The following is a 17,095-nucleotide window of genomic DNA, read 5'->3' on the forward strand; positions in this document are numbered from 1 at the left end:
GCATCTTACGCAATGCGAAATGTCGGCTGGCTGAAAGAATTTCGCCGCCGGGCACGACGTGCCGGGCGGCGAAAGCGGGGGCCGGGTCGGTGACCGGCGCGGCAGCGCGGCGCGCTCAGCGCGGCAAGTCGCTCGACCCCATCAGGTAGGCGTCCACCGAGCGCGCGCACTGGCGGCCTTCGCGGATGGCCCAGACCACCAGCGACTGGCCGCGACGCATGTCGCCGGCGGTGAAGACCTTTTCCACGTTGGTACGGTAGTCGTCGGTGTTGGCGCGCACGTTGCCGCGCGCGTCGCGGTCGACGCCGAAGGCATCCAGCACGGCCTGCACCGGCGACACGAAGCCCATGGCAAGCAGCACCAGGTCGGCCTTGATCTCGAATTCCGAGCCTTCGACCTCGCGCATCTTCATCTGGCCGGTCGATTCATCCTTGAACCACTCGACGCGGGCGCCGACCAGCTTCTCGACCTTGCCGTTGCTGCCCTTGAGCAGCTTGGTGGTCACCGACCAGTCGCGTTCGCAGCCTTCCTCGTGCGAGGACGAGGTGCGCATCTTCAGCGGCCAGTAGGGCCAGGTCATGGCCTTGTTCTCGGACTCGGGCGGCTGCGGCAGCAGTTCGAACTGGGTGACCGAGGCGGCGCCATGGCGGTTGCTGGTGCCGACGCAGTCGGAACCGGTGTCGCCGCCGCCGATCACCACCACGTGCTTGCCCTTGGCCAGCGTCTGGTTGGTGAGGCGGTCGCCCGCCACGGCCTTGTTCTGCTGGCGCAGGAAGTCCATGGCGAAATAGACGCCCGACAGCTCGCGGCCCGGCACCGGCAGGTCGCGCGGGGTTTCCGAACCGCCGCTCATCACCACGGCGTCGAATTCGGCCAGCAGCGAGTCCGGGGTGCGCACGGTCAGGCCGTCGGCCACCGGGTCGGTCGGCTTGCCGACGTAGGTCGAGGGCGCGAATTCCACGCCTTCGGCTTCCATCTGCGAGATGCGGCGGTCGATCTGGTGCTTTTCCAGCTTGAAGTCGGGGATGCCGTAGCGCAGCAGGCCGCCGATGCGGTCGCTCTTCTCGAACAGCGTCACCGAGTGGCCGGCGCGCGCCAGTTGCTGCGCGCAGGCCAGGCCGGCGGGGCCGGAGCCCACCACGGCGACCTTCTTGCCGGTCTTGCGCGCCGGCACTTGCGGCGTCACCCAGCCCTCGGCCCAGCCCTTGTCGATGATGGCGTGCTCGATGGACTTGATGCCCACGGCGTCGCTGTTGATGTTCAAGGTACAGGCGGCCTCGCACGGCGCCGGGCAGATGCGGCCGGTGAATTCCGGGAAGTTGTTGGTGGAGTGCAGCACGTCCAGCGCGCGGCGCCAGTCCTGCTTGTACACCAGGTCATTCCAGTCGGGGATGATGTTGTTGACCGGGCAGCCGTTGTTGCAGAACGGGATGCCGCAGTCCATGCAGCGCGCCGCCTGCTGCTTGGCCTGGTCGTCGGTCAGGTGCAGCACGAATTCGCGCCAGTTCTTCAGCCGCTTCTGCGGGGCCTCGGAGGCCTCCTGCAGGCGCTGGTATTCCATAAAGCCGGTAATCTTTCCCATGGTATCCCTCACGCAGCCAGTTGTTGCGGGTTGGCTGCACGCCACATTTCACCCAATGCGCGGCGGTAGTCCGTCGGCATGACCTTTACGAATTTGCCGCGCGAGGCTTCCCAGTCGCCCAGGATTTCGCGGGCGCGGAAGCTGCCGGTGTAGCGGAAGTGGTCTTCCACCAGGCGGCGCAGGATGGCTTCATCCGTCTCGCGCTCGCCGCCGCGCTGCGCGCTGTGCCAGACGTCGATGTTGTTCTGGGCCTGCTGTTCCGCGTGCGGCAGCACGGCTTCCAGTTCGACCATCGACAGGTTGGCGCGCTGCTTGAGCGTGCGTTCCGGATCCCACACATAGGCCACGCCGCCCGACATGCCGGCGGCGAAGTTGCGGCCGGTGGCGCCCAGCACCACCACGGTGCCGCCCGTCATGTATTCGCAGCCGTGGTCGCCGGTGCCTTCCACGACCGTGGCGGCGCCCGAGTTGCGCACCGCGAAGCGTTCGCCGGCCACGCCGTTGAAGAAGGCCTCGCCCGCCAGCGCGCCGTACAGGACGGTGTTGCCGGCAATGATGTGGTCGGGGCCGAAGCCGCGGAAGTCATTGGGCGAGCGCACGATGATGCGGCCGCCCGACAGGCCCTTGCCGACGTAGTCGTTGCCTTCGCCCACCAGGTCCATGGTGATGCCATGGGCCAGGAACGCGCCGAAGCTCTGGCCGGCGGTGCCGTTGCACTGGATGTGGATGGTGTCGTCCGGCAGGCCGTCGTGGCCGTAGCGCGCGGCCACGGCGCCCGACAGCATGGCGCCGATGGTGCGGTTGCGGTTGCGAACCGGCACGATGAACGAGACCTTCTCACCGCGCTCCAGCGCCGGCTTGCTGCGCTCGATCAACTGGTGGTCCAGCGCGCCGGCCAGGCCATGATCCTGTTCTTCGGTCTGGCGCACTTCGGCATCGGACTGCGTCTGGTGGAACACGCGGGTGAAGTCCAGGCCCTGCGCCTTCCAGTGCTCGACGCCCGAGCGCATGTCCAGCAGGTCGGCGCGGCCGATCAGGTCGTCGAACTTGCGGATGCCCAACTGGGCCATGATCTCGCGCACTTCCTCGGCGATGAAGAAGAAGAAGTTGACGACGTGCTCGGGCTTGCCCTGGAACTTCTTGCGCAGCACCGGATCCTGCGTGGCCACGCCCACCGGGCAGGTGTTCAGGTGGCACTTGCGCATCATGATGCAGCCTTCGACGACCAGCGGCGCCGTGGCGAAACCGAATTCGTCGGCGCCCAGCAGCGCGCCGATGACGACGTCGCGGCCGGTCTTCATCTGGCCGTCGGCCTGCACGCGGATGCGGCTGCGCAGGCGGTTCAGCACCAGCGTCTGCTGGGTTTCGGCCAGGCCCAGTTCCCAGGGCGTGCCGACGTGCTTGATGGACGAGACCGGCGAGGCGCCCGTGCCGCCGTCATGGCCGGCGATCACGACGTGGTCGGCCTTGGCCTTGGCCACGCCCGCGGCCACCGTGCCGACGCCGACTTCCGACACCAGCTTGACCGAGATCGAGGCCTTGGCGTTGACGTTCTTCAGGTCGTGGATCAGTTGCGCCAGGTCTTCGATCGAGTAGATGTCGTGGTGCGGCGGGGGCGAGATCAGGCCCACGCCCGGCACCGAGTAGCGCAGCTTGGCGATGTACTCCGAGACCTTGTGGCCCGGCAACTGGCCGCCTTCGCCGGGCTTGGCGCCCTGCGCCATCTTGATCTGGATCTGGTCGGCCGACGACAGGTACTCGGCGGTGACGCCGAAGCGGCCGGAGGCCACCTGCTTGATCTTCGAGCGCAGCGAGTCGCCCTTCTTGAGCGCGACGTCGGCTTCGATGCGTTCGGAGCCGAGCACCGAGGCCAGCGTGTCGCCGTCCTTGATGGTGCTGCGGCCTTCGCGCATTTCGGCGCGGTAGCGCAGTTCGTCTTCGCCGCCTTCGCCGGTGTTGGACTTGCCGCCGATGCGGTTCATGGCCACGGCCAGCACCGAGTGGGCCTCGGTCGAGATCGAGCCCAGCGACATGGCGCCGGTGGCGAAGCGCTTGACGATGTCCTTGGCCGGCTCGACGTCATCGAGCGGGATGGCGCGCGACGGATCGAAGCGGAACTCGAACAGGCCGCGCAGCGTCATGTGGCGGCGGCTCTGGTCGTTGATGATCTGCGCGTACTCCTTGTACGTGCGGTAGTTGTTGGCGCGCGAGGCGTGCTGCAGCTTGGCGATGGAATCCGGCGTCCACATGTGCTCTTCGCCGCGCACGCGGTAGGCGTACTCGCCGCCCGCTTCGAGGTCGTTCGCCAGGACCGGGTCGCTGCCGAAGGCGGCGCGGTGCTGGCGCAGCGCTTCCTCGGCCACCTGGAAGATGCCGATGCCTTCGATGTTGGAGGCGGTGCCGGTGAAGTACTTGTTCACCAGGCTGCTCTGCAGGCCGACCGCTTCGAAGATCTGGGCGCCGGTGTAGGACATGTAGGTGGAGATGCCCATCTTGGACATCACCTTGTTCAGACCCTTGCCGATTGCCTTGATGAAGTTCTTGACGGCCTTTTCCGGGTCGCTCATCTTGCCCAGCGATTCCAGCGCCAGGTAGGGGTGGATGGCTTCGGCGCCATAGCCGCCCAGCAGCGCGAAGTGGTGCACTTCGCGGGCCGAGCCGGTTTCCACCACCAGGCCGGTGTTGGTGCGCAGGCCGGCGCGGATCAGGTGCTGGTGCACCGCCGAGGTGGCCAGCAGGGCGGGGATGGCCACGCGCTCGCTGTCGACCAGGCGGTCCGACACGATCAGGATGTTGTAGCCGCTTTGCACCGCGTCCACGGCGCGCGCGCACAGCGCGGCCACGCGGGCTTCGATGCCCTCGGGGCCCCAGGCGGCCGGGTAGGTGATGTCCAGCTCGAAGCTGCGGAATTTCTTGCCCGTCACCTGCTCGATGTCGCGGATCTGCGCCATGGCGGCGAAGTCCAGCACCGGCTGCGACACTTCCAGGCGCAGCGGCGGGTTGACGTTGTTGATGTCCAGCAGGTTGGGCTTGGGGCCGATGAACGACACCAGCGACATCACCATCTGCTCGCGGATCGGGTCGATCGGCGGGTTGGTGACCTGGGCGAACAACTGGCGGAAATAGTTGTAGAACGGCTTGGCGCGGTCGGACAGCACGGCCAGCGGGGCGTCGTTGCCCATCGAGCCGATCACTTCCTCGCCGGTCGAGGCCATGGGTTCGAGGATGAACTTGTAGTCTTCCTGGGTCCAGCCGAAGGCCTGCTGGCGATCCAGCAGCGACACCGACGATTGCGTGGCGACGGCGGCCTGGCGCGGGGCCGGCAGCGATTCGAGCTTGATCTGCAGGCGTTCGATCCACTGGCGGTACGGACGGCTGTTGGCCAGTTGCAGCTTGATCTCGGCGTCGTCGATGATGCGGCCCTGTTCCAGGTCGATCAGGAACATCTTGCCCGGCTGCAGGCGCCACTTCTTGACGATGCGGTTCTCGGGGATCGACAGGGTGCCGGCTTCCGAGGCCAGGATGACCATGTCGTCGTCGGTCACCAGGTAGCGCGCCGGGCGCAGGCCGTTGCGGTCGAGCGTGGCGCCGATCTGGCGGCCGTCGGTGAACGCGACCGCGGCGGGGCCGTCCCACGGCTCCATCATGGCGGCGTGGTATTCGTAGAAGGCGCGGCGGCTTTCGTCCATCTGCGTGTGCTGTTCCCAGGCTTCCGGGATCATCATCATCATGGCGTGGGCCAGCGAGTAGCCCGAGTTCACCAGCAGTTCCAGGCAGTTGTCGAACGTGGCGGTGTCCGACTGGCCTTCATAGACGATGGGGTACAGCTTCTTCAGGTCGTCGCCCAGCACGGCCGACTGCATCATGCCTTCGCGGGCGCGCAGCCAGTTGAAGTTGCCCTTGACCGTGTTGATTTCGCCGTTGTGGGCGATCATGCGGTACGGGTGGGCCAGCGGCCAGGCCGGGAAGGTGTTGGTCGAGAAGCGTTGGTGCACCAGCGCCAGCGCCGACACGGTGCGCGGATCGGCCAGGTCGCGGTAGTAGCGGCCGACCTGGTCGGCCAGCAACAGGCCCTTGTAGACCACGGTGCGCACCGAGGCCGAGGGCACGAAGTATTCCTTGCCGTGCGCCAGGTGCATGTTCTGAATGGCGTGGCTGGCGGTCTTGCGGATCACGTACAGCTTGCGTTCGAGCGCGTCGGGCACCATCACATCGGCGCCGCGGCCGATGAACAACTGGCGGATCACGGGTTCGCAGTCGCGCACGGTGGGCGACATCGGCATGTCGACGTCCACGGGCACGTTGCGCCAGCCCAGCACGACCTGGCCCTCGGCGCGCACCGAGCGCTCCAGTTCCTGTTCGCAGGCCAGGCGCGAGGCGGTTTCCTTGGGCAGGAACACCATCGCCACGCCGTATTCGCCGGGCGGCGGCAGGGTGATGCCGTGCTGGGCGAACTCGTCGCGATAAAGCGTGTCCGGGATCTGGATCAGGATGCCGGCGCCGTCGCCCATCAGCTTGTCCGCGCCCACCGCGCCGCGGTGATCGAGGTTTTCCAGGATCTTCAGGCCCTGCTGGATGATGGCGTGGCTTTTCTTGCCCTTGATGTGCGCCACGAAGCCCACGCCACAGGCGTCATGCTCGTTCTTGGGGTTGTACAGGCCCTGGGCCGGCGGCAGGCCGATGCGGCTGGCATCGATCGGGGTCGCCTTGGGGGTGGGACAGGATTCGTTCGGGGTGATTTGGGGCATGGCGCGCTCCGCAGTAAGACTGCGTTCTAATGTTGCAGTGCAGGAACGGACAATACCCCCGTAGGCAGTAGGGTGCAATAGAAACATAAGGGGTGCGACCCTAATTTATTCATTGCACCGTCATAGAGCATTAATATGGGGACATAACAAGGCCCGCACCAATCAAGGCTTGCGGTGACGGTGCGCCGACCCGCACGGGCCTCAAGGGGGTGAATCCCTCGATTTCGCCATGTTTTGTCCCCAATTATTGTGATGCTTTTTGGCGAATTCGGAGGCCGGTCGGCGCCTCTCGGCTGGCGTGCGAACGCACGCGATCCTGCCGCCTCGGAGATTGCGGCGGCATGAAAAAAGCGCCCGAAGGCGCCTGGTCAGGAGGATGATCCGCTTCCGGAGGTTCCGTTGGATGGCGGTGACGCCGGCGTCGCGGCCCCCCCGGTATCGCCGCCGGACTCGGCGGCGGCCGGCGCGGCCGGCTTTTTGCGCGGCCGTCCGCGTTGGCCCGGGGCCACGCGGCGGCTGGCGGTATGGGCCAGGCTGGCGATGAAGCTCGGGCCGCCCAGCGCCCACTGGCCAGAAACAGCCTGGTCGATGCGCTGGCTTTCCTCGCGCGACAGGCCGTCCTGCAGGCGCTTGCGGTAGTTGGCCTGGCGGTCGAAGGGCGTGTTGCCGCAGGCCCAGTAGTCGGCATGGTCGGACTGCCACTGCGCCGGCGCGGCCGTGGTATTGCCGGTATGGCTGGAGGCCGAGGACCAAGGCCAGGAATCGGGATCCTGCGACGCGCCGCTGCGCACCGGATAGGTTTCCAGCCAGACCAGCGCGGGCAGAACCCAGGCTCCGGGCTCGAGCAGGGCGGATCGATAGCGGCCGGCGAACACCCGACCGCCACGCAGGCGCGCCGCCAGGTTGCGGCCCAGCGTCTGCATCAGGCGCGGCAGGCCTTCCTCGTCGGCGGGGGTGGCCAGCAGCAGGATGCGGTCGTTGGCGAGCAGCCAGCCATGCACCGACACGCGGTGGCGCTGGGCCGATTCGCCCAGCCACGTGGCAAGCTGATTGAGGATATCGGCCGGGGCGGGCTGCGATGCCGCCGCCAGCGGCTGAATGAAATTGGCCTGCACCAGTTGGGGCAGCCCAGGGGCGTACAGACGGGGCAGACGGGCCATAGTGTCAGGGCTTGCGCTTCCAGAAGAACGGGTTGTCTTCTCTCACGTATATAAATAGTGCCACGGTGAACGCTGGTCAAGCCCCGCGATCACAATATGGGCGCGGAATCGCTACTTTTTGTGGAAAGGACTCCGATTCGGGCAGGTTAACATTCGGCGACGGATCCTCGTACCGTGGATATACCCTAATTCCGACCGAATTTTCTTCAGCCTCAGACCCGGAGACCTCCCATGCCCGCCTCCCTGGAACTCATTTCCCAGCATCGTTGTTTCGGGGGTTCGCAGCGCTATTACCGCCATGAGTCGGCCGAGATCGGCCTGCCGATGCGGTTTTCGGTGTTCGTCCCGCCGCAGGCCGAGCACGGCCCGGTGCCAGTGCTGTTCTACCTGGCCGGCCTGACCTGCACCGAGGAAACCTTCATGATCAAGGCGGGCGCCCAGCGCCTGGCCGCCGAACTGGGCGTGATGCTGGTGGCGCCCGACACCAGTCCGCGCGGCGCCAACGTGCCGGGCGAAGACGAGAGCTGGGACCTGGGCACCGGCGCTGGGTTCTACCTGGACGCGACCACCGCGGCCTGGCGCGCCCACTACCGCATGGATAGCTACGTGACCCGCGAGCTGCATGGCATCGTCACCACCGCCCTGCCCGGCGACGCCGCGCGCGTCGGCATCTTCGGCCATTCGATGGGCGGTCACGGCGCGCTGGTGCTGGCGCTGCGTCACCCGGGCAAGTTCCGGTCGGTCTCGGCGTTCGCCCCGATCGCCGCGCCCAGCCAGTGCCCGTGGGGCCAGAAGGCGTTCGGCGCCTACCTGGGCGAGAACCGCGACGACTGGGCCGCCTACGACGCCTCGGCCCTGATGCGCGGCTTGCGCCAGCCATTCCCCGGCGGCATCCTGGTCGACCAGGGCACCGCCGACCAGTTCCTGGCCGAGCAGTTGTATCCCGAGGTATTCGAGGCGGCCTGCGCCAGCGCCGGCCAGCCCCTGGTGCTGCGCCGCCAGGACGGCTACGACCATGGCTATTACTTCATCTCGACCTTCATCGAGGATCACATCCGGTTTCACGTCGAGCGGCTTGGAAAGCCGGTCGCCTGACCCCTCGCTTCTATACTGGGCGGCCTGCCGTGGCAGGCCCGCGGCGGCTCCCGCCCGGCCCCTGGCCGCGGCGCCCTTTGCATAGGATCGGCTGATTTGATCAACGGAATCGCTCCCTTCGTCTGGATTCTGCTGGCCGCGGTGGTCGTCTTCCTGCCGGGCCTGGCGATGCTGCTGGGCAAGGGCGGCCCGCGCGACGAGCGCGGCCGGCGCACCTTCCAGTTCCGCCCCGTGCGGCGCGTGTTCGGCCTGTTGCTGCTGTTGCTGGGCGGCGTGTCGGGGCTGCTGGCGTTGTCGCTGGTCCAGTTCTTCAAGCTGACCACCGACGAACCGGTGGCCCGGATCGAGGTCCGCCAGCAGGCGGAAGGCCAGTTCCAGGTCAGCGCCGCCGCGCCGGGCGTGGGCGCCAAGCAATATGTGCTGTATGGCGACCAATGGCAGATCGACGCCCGCGTGGTGCGCTGGCGCCTGCCGGCCCTGATGGCGGGCGTGTCGCCGCTGTATCGCCTGGAGCGCCTGTCCGGCCGCTACAGCGACGCCGCGCGCGAGGCCTCGGCGACGCGTTCGGTGCATGCGCTGGACGACTGGCCGGCGCCGGACCTGGGGTCGCTCAAACAGAGCTTCCCGAACTGGTTTCCCTTCGTCGATGTCCAATTTGGCAGCGCGGCCTACATGCCGCTGTTCGATGGCGCGAAATACCAGGTCTATATGGATCCCCGCGGCGCGTTGTTCGTACGCCCGGATGGCGAGGCCACCGCGGCGGGACTGAAGCGGCTGGGGTGGTAGCCAACGCGTCCGGAGCCGTGTGATGGCCTGCCCGGCAAGGCGGATGGCCCTGCGGGCAGGTCGGAATTTAAAATGGGGTCGCATCGCGTGGAGGAAACTTTGACGCGTCGCAATAGTCGAATTAGCACTCCCTTTACTAGAGTGCTAACATCGAATCCATGTCTTTACCCCTTCGCTTTCCGGAGACCGCCGCAATGAAGCAACCCAGTACCTCGTTGGCCACGTCCGGCAACGCTCTGGCGTTGGCCATCGCCAATCCGGGCGCGCTCGGCACGATCGATGCCTACATCTCGGCCGTGAACCGCCTGCCGGTCCTGTCGGCCGAACGCGAAACCGAACTCGGCCGCCGCCTGCGCGACAGCGAAGACCTGGGCGCCGCGCGCGAGCTGGTGTTGTCGCACCTGCGCCTGGTGGTGTCGGTCGCGCGCCAGTACCTGGGCTATGGATTGCCCCACGCCGACCTGATCCAGGAAGGCAATGTCGGCCTGATGAAGGCCGTCAAGCGGTTCGACCCCGAGCGCGGCGTGCGCCTGGTGTCGTTCGCCGTGCACTGGATCAAGGCCGAAATCCACGAATACATCATCCGCAACTGGCGGCTGGTCAAGGTGGCGACCACCAAGGCGCAGCGCAAGCTGTTCTTCAACCTGCGCAGCATGCGGCCGGACGGCCAGACGCTGGATCCGGAACAGGTCGATCACATCGCGCGCGAACTCAACGTGCGCCGCGAGGATGTCAGCGAAATGGAAGTGCGCCTGTCCGGCCGCGACATGTCGCTCGAGAACCAGGACGACGATGACGACAGCTACGCGCCCATCGCGTACCTGTCCGACGAAGGCCGCCAGGAGCCGACCCGCGTGCTGGAACGCGCCGCCCGCGACCAGTTGCAGAGCTCGGGCCTGTCGAGCGCGCTGGAAGCACTCGACCCGCGTTCGCGCCGCATCGTCGAGGCCCGCTGGCTGCAGGACGACGGCGGCGCCACGCTGCACGAGCTGGCGCAGGAATTCGGCGTGTCGGCCGAACGCATCCGCCAGATCGAGGCCGCCGCGTTGAAGAAGATGCGCGGCAACCTGGCCGCCTGATTTCCCGCCGCATCCATGCCCAGGGCCGCGATTCGCGGCCCTTTCCATTTACGCCGCCGACCGCCCAGACCCAGGGAAGGGGCCGTGGCGGCCATTGTCGCGTCGCACCAATAAATTGATACAAATTCGCCGCGAAATAACCGCCGATTTCAGAAACTTAATGCAGTGCGCCCCGCCTAACTTCACGTAGACCGCAAACTTTGGTTGGCAGTCTTGTCATCCGTCTCGGCTTCTCCTCTTTCCCCTCCCCTATGAGACGGATGCTTGCGGGGCACCACGCATATGGTGCCCCGTTTTTTATTGCGCGCGCGAAACGCGTCGGGCCGTTCAGGCCGCCTGCGCGCTGGCCGGACCGGGCTGCGTTGCATGCCACAGGGCGTCCTGCACGCGCCGCACGCCGGTGGCCATCGAGCCATCCTGGTAGAGCTTGATCCAGCGATACCCGGGGGCGAGGTTGTCGACCACATGCTTGCCGTCGCGGATGCTGAACTGGAAGCAGGTGGAGGGCGTGGCCAGCATGCGCAGGTTGTGGCGGCGGCGGTCGAACTCATGGTGCACGTGGCCCCACAGCAGCACACGCACCTGCGGCCAGCGCGCCAACAGCTTGAACAGCGCCTGCGGGTTGTCGATCATCATCGAATCATGCCAGTGGCTGTCGATCTGCATCGGGTTGTGGTGCATGGCCAGCAGCGTGTGTCGTCCGGGCGCCTCGGCCAGCGCCGCTTCCAGCAGATCGAGCTGGCTGTCGGGCAGGTGGCCGGCGTTGGAGCCGGGCACGGTGGTGTCCAGCGAAACCACGCGCCAGGCGCCCACGTCCGTCACGGGCACCGACCATTCTGGCAGTTCATGGCGCATCGCCACAGGCAGGTCGTGGTTGCCCGGCAGGCAACGGATCCGGGCGCCCTCCAGCGCCGGCGCGGCGCCCAGGATGGCGGCCAGGCGCTGGTAGGCGGCGGGCTCGCCGTCCTGGGACAGGTCACCCGTGGCCAGCAGCAGGTCGGGGTGCTTGCCGTCGGCCTCGATCTGGCGCAGCACGGCGCGCAGGCTGGCATCGGTGTTGACGCCGAGCATCACGGTGTCCGGCTCGCCGAACAGGTGGCAATCGGTCAACTGGACGAGCATGGCTGGGGCGTCGGTGCGCCGGGCCAGGGTATGGACGCGTGCCAAGTGCGGCTCCTGCGAAGTTTCTGCACGGGCTCCTACCTTACCTAAAAAACATGTCCCGGCGCGTATCGCCCCACCCGATCGGGGTAACGAAACGTGCGCCGGAAATAGCCGTTCGCCGGAATCGACTGGAAAACCCGCTATTCTTGTGGAACTTCTCACAAGCTTCATGATCGGGACGCGGCGTTATCCATGGATGTAGGTTTTCTCGTATTCGGCCTGGCCGGGCTGTTGACCCTGGTGTGCTTCATGCCGCCGCTGGCTGGCCGCCTCAAGCTGCCCTACTCGGTGCTGCTGGCAATCGTCGGCTGCCTGCTGGGCATCATCGTGCACGTCCATGGCTGGGCGCCGAGCTGGATCGGCGACTTCCTGGATTCGCTGGAGCGGTTCGAGATTTCCTCCGAGACCTTCCTGATGGTGTTCCTGCCAGTGCTGCTGTTCGAAACCGCGCTGTCCATGAACGTACGGCGGCTGATGGACGACATCGGCCCGATCCTGATGATGGCGATCGTCGCCGTGGTGGTGTGCACGGTGGTGGTGGGCGTGACGCTGGACGCGATCTCGCCCTATGGCCTGGTGGTCTGCCTGCTGCTGGGGGCCATCGTGGCGACCACCGACCCGGTGGCGGTGGTGGGCATCTTCCGCGAAGTGGGCGCGCCCAAGCGCCTGACCACGCTGGTCGAAGGCGAAAGCCTGTTCAACGACGCCGCGTCGATCGCCCTGTACTCGGTGCTGCTGGCCGTGCTGGGCGGCCATGGCGAGTTGACCGCCAGCGGCATCTTCAATGACTTCATTGTGCACTTCATCGGCGGCGGCATCGCCGGTTTCGCCATGGGGCGGCTGGCCTGTTTCCTGTTCGCCTGGCTGCGCGGCTTTCCCACGGCCGAGATCACGCTGACGCTGACGCTGGCCTACCTGTCCTTCTTCATTTCCGAGCACTACCTGAACGTGTCGGGCGTGGTCGCCACGGTGATCGCCGGCCTGGTGGTGGGGTCGACCGGCCGCACCCGCATGTCGCCGACCACCTTCGAATACCTGTCGAGCGCCTGGGAACAATTCGGCTTCTGGGCCAACTCCCTCATCTTCCTGTTCGCGGCCATGCTGATTCCCAAGCTGATGGCGGCCGCCGACTGGCAGGAACTGGTGCTGGTGGCGGTGGTGTTCGTGGCGACGCTGGTGGCGCGGGCCATCGTGGTGTTCGGGCTGCTGCCGTTGCTGGGGCTGACCAAGCTGGGCACCAAGGTCAGCAATCCCTACAAGGTGGTGATGCTCTGGGGCGGCCTGCGCGGCGCGGTGTCGCTGGCCCTGGCCCTGGCCGTGACCGAGCAGACCGGCGTGCCCGAGGAGGCGCGCCAGTTCATCGCCGTGGCCACCACCGGTTTCGTGCTGTTGACGCTGTTCGTCAACGGCATCAGCCTGCGGCCGCTGATCCGCATGCTGGGGCTGAACCAGTTGTCGCCGGTCGAGCGCACCATCCGCAACCAGGCGCTGGCGGTGGCGCTGGAGGACCTGCAGGGCAAGACCGAAGAAGTGGCCAAGACCGAGCACATCGGCAGCGAGGTGCGCGACCGTATCCGCGCGGTGTTCGACGCCAGCCTGACCAGCGTGCACGATGGCCAGGTCAGCCAGATGAGCGACGAGCAGCGGGTGGCCGTCGGGCTGGCGATCGTGGCGCAGCGCGAGGAGGAAATGTTCTTCGACATCCTCAAGGCGCAGATCGTCGACTGGCGCATGGCGGAAACGCTGCTGGCGCGGGCCGAACGGCTGGAGGACGCGATCCGAATGGGCGGGGTGCCGGGCTTCGAGCGCGCCATCATTGCCGACGTGCGCTATTCCACCGGCTTCCGGCTGGCCTTGCGGCTGCACTACCTGTTCGGTTTCCAGGGCTGGCTGGCGCGCGAACTGGGCCAGCGTTTCGCCAACCTGATGAGCAAGCGATCGGTGGCCCAGCGCCTGATCGTGTTCGCGCGCGAGCAGATCACGCCGCTGCTGGGCGAAACCGCCACGCAGCGCATCGTGTCGCTGCACCAGCGCCGCCTGGACCTGATCGAAAACGCGATGCAGGCGCTGAACCTGCAATATCCGTCGTACGCGCAGTGGCTGCAGGAGAGCTACCTCGGCCGGGTGGCGCGCGAGCTGGAACGGATCCGCTATCGCGACATGCTGGAGCAGTTCCTGATCAGCGGCGAGGTCTACGCCGACCTGATGGCGCAGTTGAAGAGCCGCTGGGCGCACATCGACACGCATCCGCCGCTGGACATCGAAATGAGCGCGGCCGACCTGATCAAGCGCGTGCCGCTGTTCGAGGGGCTGTCGGCCGATTCGTTGCGCGCCATCAGCAAGCTGCTCAAGCCGCGCCTGTCGTTGCCCGACCAGCGCGTGCTGACCAAGGGGCGGCATGGCGAAGAGATGTGCTTCGTGGCGTCGGGCGCAGTGGCGGTGCACCTGCCGGACAACACCATGATCGAACTGGGCAGCGGCGAGTTCTTCGGCGAACTCGGCCTGCTGGGCGAGCAGCAGATCGCGCCCGAGGTGACCTCGCTGGGCTACAGCAAGCTGCTGATGCTGTCGTCGCGCGATTTCCACGCCCTGCTTGCCCGCGACGAAAACCTGCGCGAACGCATCCAGGTGGTGGCCAAGCAGCGCCTGCGGGCGATCGAGGTCTGGAAGCAGTTCTCGCAGGCCAACGCGACGCCCGCGCCCGCTCCCGCGCCGGCGTCGGCGCCTTCGCCCTCACAGGCGGCGGAAGCGGCCGAGGCCGCGGGGGTGCAGAGCGGCCTCGATACGCGGGCGGTGCAGGCGTTGCAGGCGGCCGAGCCGGGCGCAGCGGTGGCGCTGCCGGCAGTGGGAAGCGGGTCGGAGCCGCAGCAACAACGTCCGCGGCAGGTCGAGACACGGCCTGTCGAGGCGCATCCCGCGCAGCCGCTGCAGGTCGAGACGCACGCCGCGCCGTTGCAACAAGTGGAGACGCGCCAGGCCGACGCGCACAAGGCCGATGCGCGCGAGACGGATGCGGCGCCGGGAGGCGCCAGCGCCTGATGCGGGCAGGTGCGCGCCGGCCGGCCGGCGCGGTCGTGCCGCGCGCTGTCTGAGCCGCGCGCCGCTGGGCGCATCGGCCCGCCGCGCGGGAGCGCCGGTTCAGATTTCGCCGGCCGCCCGGCGCTGCATGATGTCTTCGATGATCACCAGCGCCGCTTCGAGCGTGAACTCTCCGTCGGCCACGCGCCGCACCACGGTGTCGACGTCGGCGGCCGCGATTTCCATCACTTCGCCATCGCGGTTGGCGGGCCGCGCGTCCGCCGCCAGCACGCAGGTGCTGGTCAGCACGTCCTCGACCTGGTAGCCCTCGGGCAGGCGGCGGTGGATGCGCAGGATGGTGCGCAGCGGCGAGCGCTGCGCCAGGTCCGGCGCGTCCAGGCCGGCTTCCTCGCCGCATTCGCGCACCAGCGCAACGTCCAGGTCTTCGCCGCGGCCGGCCAGGCCGCCCACCAGGGTGTCCCACATGCCGGGGTCGGTGGATTTGCTGAGCGCGCGCCGGGCGATCCAGATGCGGCCATCGGGCGTCCAGGCGTTCAGGTGGACGGCCTTGGTCAACAGGCCCAGCGGCCGCATCGCCGCGCGTTCGATGACGCCGAGCGCGGTGTCGCCATCCAGCACGTCGAGTAATTCATCGCGCCAACCGCGCAGGCAGTTGGCTTGGCGCAACAGTTGCGCGACCTGTTCGAGCGCCGCGTCGAGGGCCGGGCCGGGCGACAGCCTCGCGCCGATGTGCAAGGCGTCGGCATCGGACTCGATATGGGCGGCGCCCCGCAAGGCATCGCAGGCGGCATGCGTGGCCCAGCCGCAGCGGCGCCCCGCTATATAGAGCGCGTGCGCGCCAACCGGGGCAGGCTCCTGGGCCCGTGCGCTCAGGGCGGCATACAGATCGGACAACTGTTTGGGCATCGTGAGGCGGTGTTAATAAGACTGTCCGCGATTTTATGCCACCCCTGTTTACCCTGGGTCGTGAACGAACGCGCGCAGATGGGGGCGGGCGGTATGAATTCAAGAGCACAAACTTACATCCATTTGCGCGTCCGCTATAATCCGCCAGTTTCTTTGTGATTTCGAGTGGGAACGCGGGGGCCGCTCTATCTCCCCCTGCCTAACCCTGCCATCTAATAATTGCGCGTAGTCCTGTTGCAGTGACATCCGTGCCAACAGGCGACAAGGGCCCTCGCGCCGTGTTTCGAGGTAAGCATGAAGAAGTGGAGAGGGATACTGGGCGCTTGTGCGCTGCTGATTGGCAGCGCGGCCATTGCCCAGGTGCAAGACATGCCCGGCGGCCCGAAGGTCAATCAGCTGAACCTGCATGAAGGCGTTACGCAGATCACGCGTGATGTCATGTGGTTGCACTGGCTACTGCTCACGATCTGTATTGTGATTTTCGTGGGCGTCTTCGGAGTGATGTTCTACTCCATCTGGGCGCACCGGAAATCCCGCGGACACAAGGCCGCGACCTTCCACGAACACCTCGGCGTGGAAGTGGCCTGGACGGTCATCCCCTTCATCATCGTCATCGCCATGGCGCTGCCGGCCACCAAGACGGTCGTCGCCATGAAAGACACTTCCAGCGCCGACCTGACCATCAAGGTCACCGGCTACCAGTGGAAGTGGGGCTACGAATACCTCGACGGCCCCGCCGCTGGCGTCAAGTTCCTCGCCACCCTGTCCACGCCGCGCGCCCAGATCGAAGGCCGCGAGCCCAAGGGCCAGTTCTACCTGATGGAAACGGACAACCACATGGTGGTGCCCGTGGACAAGAAGGTGCGCGTCGTCCTGACCGCCGCCGACGTCATCCACTCCTGGATGATCCCGGACTTCGGCGTCAAGCAGGACGCGATCCCCGGTTTCCTGCGCGACGCCTGGTTCCGCGCCGAAAAGCCCGGTATCTACCGTGGCCAGTGCGCCGAACTGTGCGGCAAGGACCACGCCTTCATGCCCATCGTCGTGGAAGTCCTGGCGCAAGCGGACTACGATAAGTGGGTTGAGGACCAAAAGAAGAAGATGGCGGCAAACGCCGACGATCCCAATAAAGAGTGGACGGAAGCCGAACTGGTTGCCCGTGGCGAGAAGGTTTTCGCCGCCAATTGCGTGGCCTGTCACCAGGCCAACGGCAAGGGCATCCCGGGCAGCTTCCCCGCCCTCGATGGAGACAAGGTTGTGCTGGGCCCCAAAGCCGCCCAGATCAACACCGTGCTGAAGGGCAAGCCCGGCACCGCCATGGCGGCGTTCGGTCCCCAGCTCAATGATGTCGAGATCGCCGCGGTCATCAGCTATACGCGCCATGCCTGGAGCAACGCCGGCAAGGGGCAGGACCCGACAGTGATGCCGAAGGACGTGGCGGCCGCGCGTTGATCGCGCCCGCTTCCCAACGCAGAGCTGGTTCCGTTTAGTCAGAGATACCCTGCCGGTTCCGTGGAACGGAGCCGGCACTCAGCA

10 protein-coding genes are annotated in these 17,095 nt (G+C 66.9%); 5 read left to right on the top strand and 5 right to left on the bottom strand.

What is annotated here, in order from left to right:
* Positions 1-115: 115 nt before the first annotated feature.
* The 3 genes from ACUDCK_RS01085 to ACUDCK_RS01095 form a co-directional block, all read right to left on the bottom strand.
* The gene (locus ACUDCK_RS01085; protein ID WP_054503719.1) at positions 116-1,582 is read right to left on the bottom strand and encodes a glutamate synthase subunit beta; all 1,467 of its coding nucleotides are present in this window, start codon (positions 1,580-1,582) and stop codon (positions 116-118) included.
* Positions 1,583-1,590: 8 nt separating this feature from the next.
* On the bottom strand, positions 1,591-6,330 hold the full coding sequence (locus tag ACUDCK_RS01090; protein ID WP_054503718.1) for a glutamate synthase-related protein: 4,740 nt from the start codon (positions 6,328-6,330) through the stop codon (positions 1,591-1,593).
* A 368-nt stretch (positions 6,331-6,698) separates the two neighbouring features.
* On the bottom strand, positions 6,699-7,490 hold the full coding sequence (locus tag ACUDCK_RS01095; protein ID WP_054503717.1) for a hypothetical protein: 792 nt from the start codon (positions 7,488-7,490) through the stop codon (positions 6,699-6,701).
* Positions 7,491-7,721: 231 nt separating this feature from the next.
* Between ACUDCK_RS01095 and fghA the strand changes: the two genes are divergently transcribed.
* From fghA to rpoH, 3 genes are all read left to right on the top strand, one after another.
* Positions 7,722-8,585, top strand: a complete 864-nt coding sequence (gene fghA / locus ACUDCK_RS01100; protein WP_064524559.1) for an S-formylglutathione hydrolase — start codon at positions 7,722-7,724, stop codon at positions 8,583-8,585.
* A gap of 96 nt (positions 8,586-8,681) precedes the next feature.
* Positions 8,682-9,371, top strand: a complete 690-nt coding sequence (locus ACUDCK_RS01105; protein WP_054503715.1) for a hypothetical protein — start codon at positions 8,682-8,684, stop codon at positions 9,369-9,371.
* Between the two features lie 194 nt (positions 9,372-9,565).
* A complete protein-coding gene (rpoH, locus tag ACUDCK_RS01110; RefSeq protein WP_006388088.1) occupies positions 9,566-10,450 on the top strand; it encodes an RNA polymerase sigma factor RpoH in 885 nt (294 codons plus the stop codon).
* 327 nt (positions 10,451-10,777) lie between these two features.
* Here rpoH and cpdA read toward each other — a convergent pair whose 3' ends face one another.
* The gene (gene cpdA, locus ACUDCK_RS01115) at positions 10,778-11,617 is read right to left on the bottom strand and encodes a 3',5'-cyclic-AMP phosphodiesterase (RefSeq protein WP_054503714.1); all 840 of its coding nucleotides are present in this window, start codon (positions 11,615-11,617) and stop codon (positions 10,778-10,780) included.
* A gap of 189 nt (positions 11,618-11,806) precedes the next feature.
* On the opposite strand from cpdA, the gene ACUDCK_RS01120 reads away from it, so the two are divergent.
* Positions 11,807-14,653 (top strand): cation:proton antiporter, encoded by a 2,847-nt coding sequence (locus ACUDCK_RS01120; protein ID WP_175167265.1) that lies wholly within the window; start codon positions 11,807-11,809, stop codon positions 14,651-14,653.
* Positions 14,654-14,752: 99 nt separating this feature from the next.
* On the opposite strand, the gene ACUDCK_RS01125 is transcribed toward ACUDCK_RS01120, so the two are convergent.
* Entirely contained in the window at positions 14,753-15,559 is an 807-nt protein-coding gene (locus tag ACUDCK_RS01125) for an NUDIX hydrolase (RefSeq protein WP_054503712.1), read from the bottom strand.
* Positions 15,560-15,853: 294 nt separating this feature from the next.
* Here ACUDCK_RS01125 and coxB point away from each other — a divergent pair, with 294 nt between their 5' ends.
* Positions 15,854-17,011: a cytochrome c oxidase subunit II gene (gene coxB, locus ACUDCK_RS01130; RefSeq protein WP_049070634.1), complete on the top strand. Its 1,158-nt coding sequence runs from the start codon at positions 15,854-15,856 to the stop codon at positions 17,009-17,011.
* The last annotated feature ends 84 nt before the right edge of the window (positions 17,012-17,095 follow it).

This window comes from Achromobacter sp. CF-sbj1-Ac2-l (assembly GCF_052698165.1).

Excerpts from the sequence above, each read along its gene's own strand:
- ACUDCK_RS01085 (WP_054503719.1), bottom strand. The coding sequence starts at position 1,582 with ATGGGAAAGATTACCGGCTTTATGGAATACCAGCGCCTGCAGGAGGCC.
- ACUDCK_RS01090 (WP_054503718.1), bottom strand. The coding sequence starts at position 6,330 with ATGCCCCAAATCACCCCGAACGAATCCTGTCCCACCCCCAAGGCGACC.
- ACUDCK_RS01095 (WP_054503717.1), bottom strand. The coding sequence starts at position 7,490 with ATGGCCCGTCTGCCCCGTCTGTACGCCCCTGGGCTGCCCCAACTGGTG.
- fghA (WP_064524559.1), top strand. The coding sequence starts at position 7,722 with ATGCCCGCCTCCCTGGAACTCATTTCCCAGCATCGTTGTTTCGGGGGT.
- rpoH (WP_006388088.1), top strand. The coding sequence starts at position 9,566 with ATGAAGCAACCCAGTACCTCGTTGGCCACGTCCGGCAACGCTCTGGCG.
- ACUDCK_RS01120 (WP_175167265.1), top strand. The coding sequence starts at position 11,807 with ATGGATGTAGGTTTTCTCGTATTCGGCCTGGCCGGGCTGTTGACCCTG.
- ACUDCK_RS01125 (WP_054503712.1), bottom strand. The coding sequence starts at position 15,559 with ATGCCCAAACAGTTGTCCGATCTGTATGCCGCCCTGAGCGCACGGGCC.
- coxB (WP_049070634.1), top strand. The coding sequence starts at position 15,854 with ATGAAGAAGTGGAGAGGGATACTGGGCGCTTGTGCGCTGCTGATTGGC.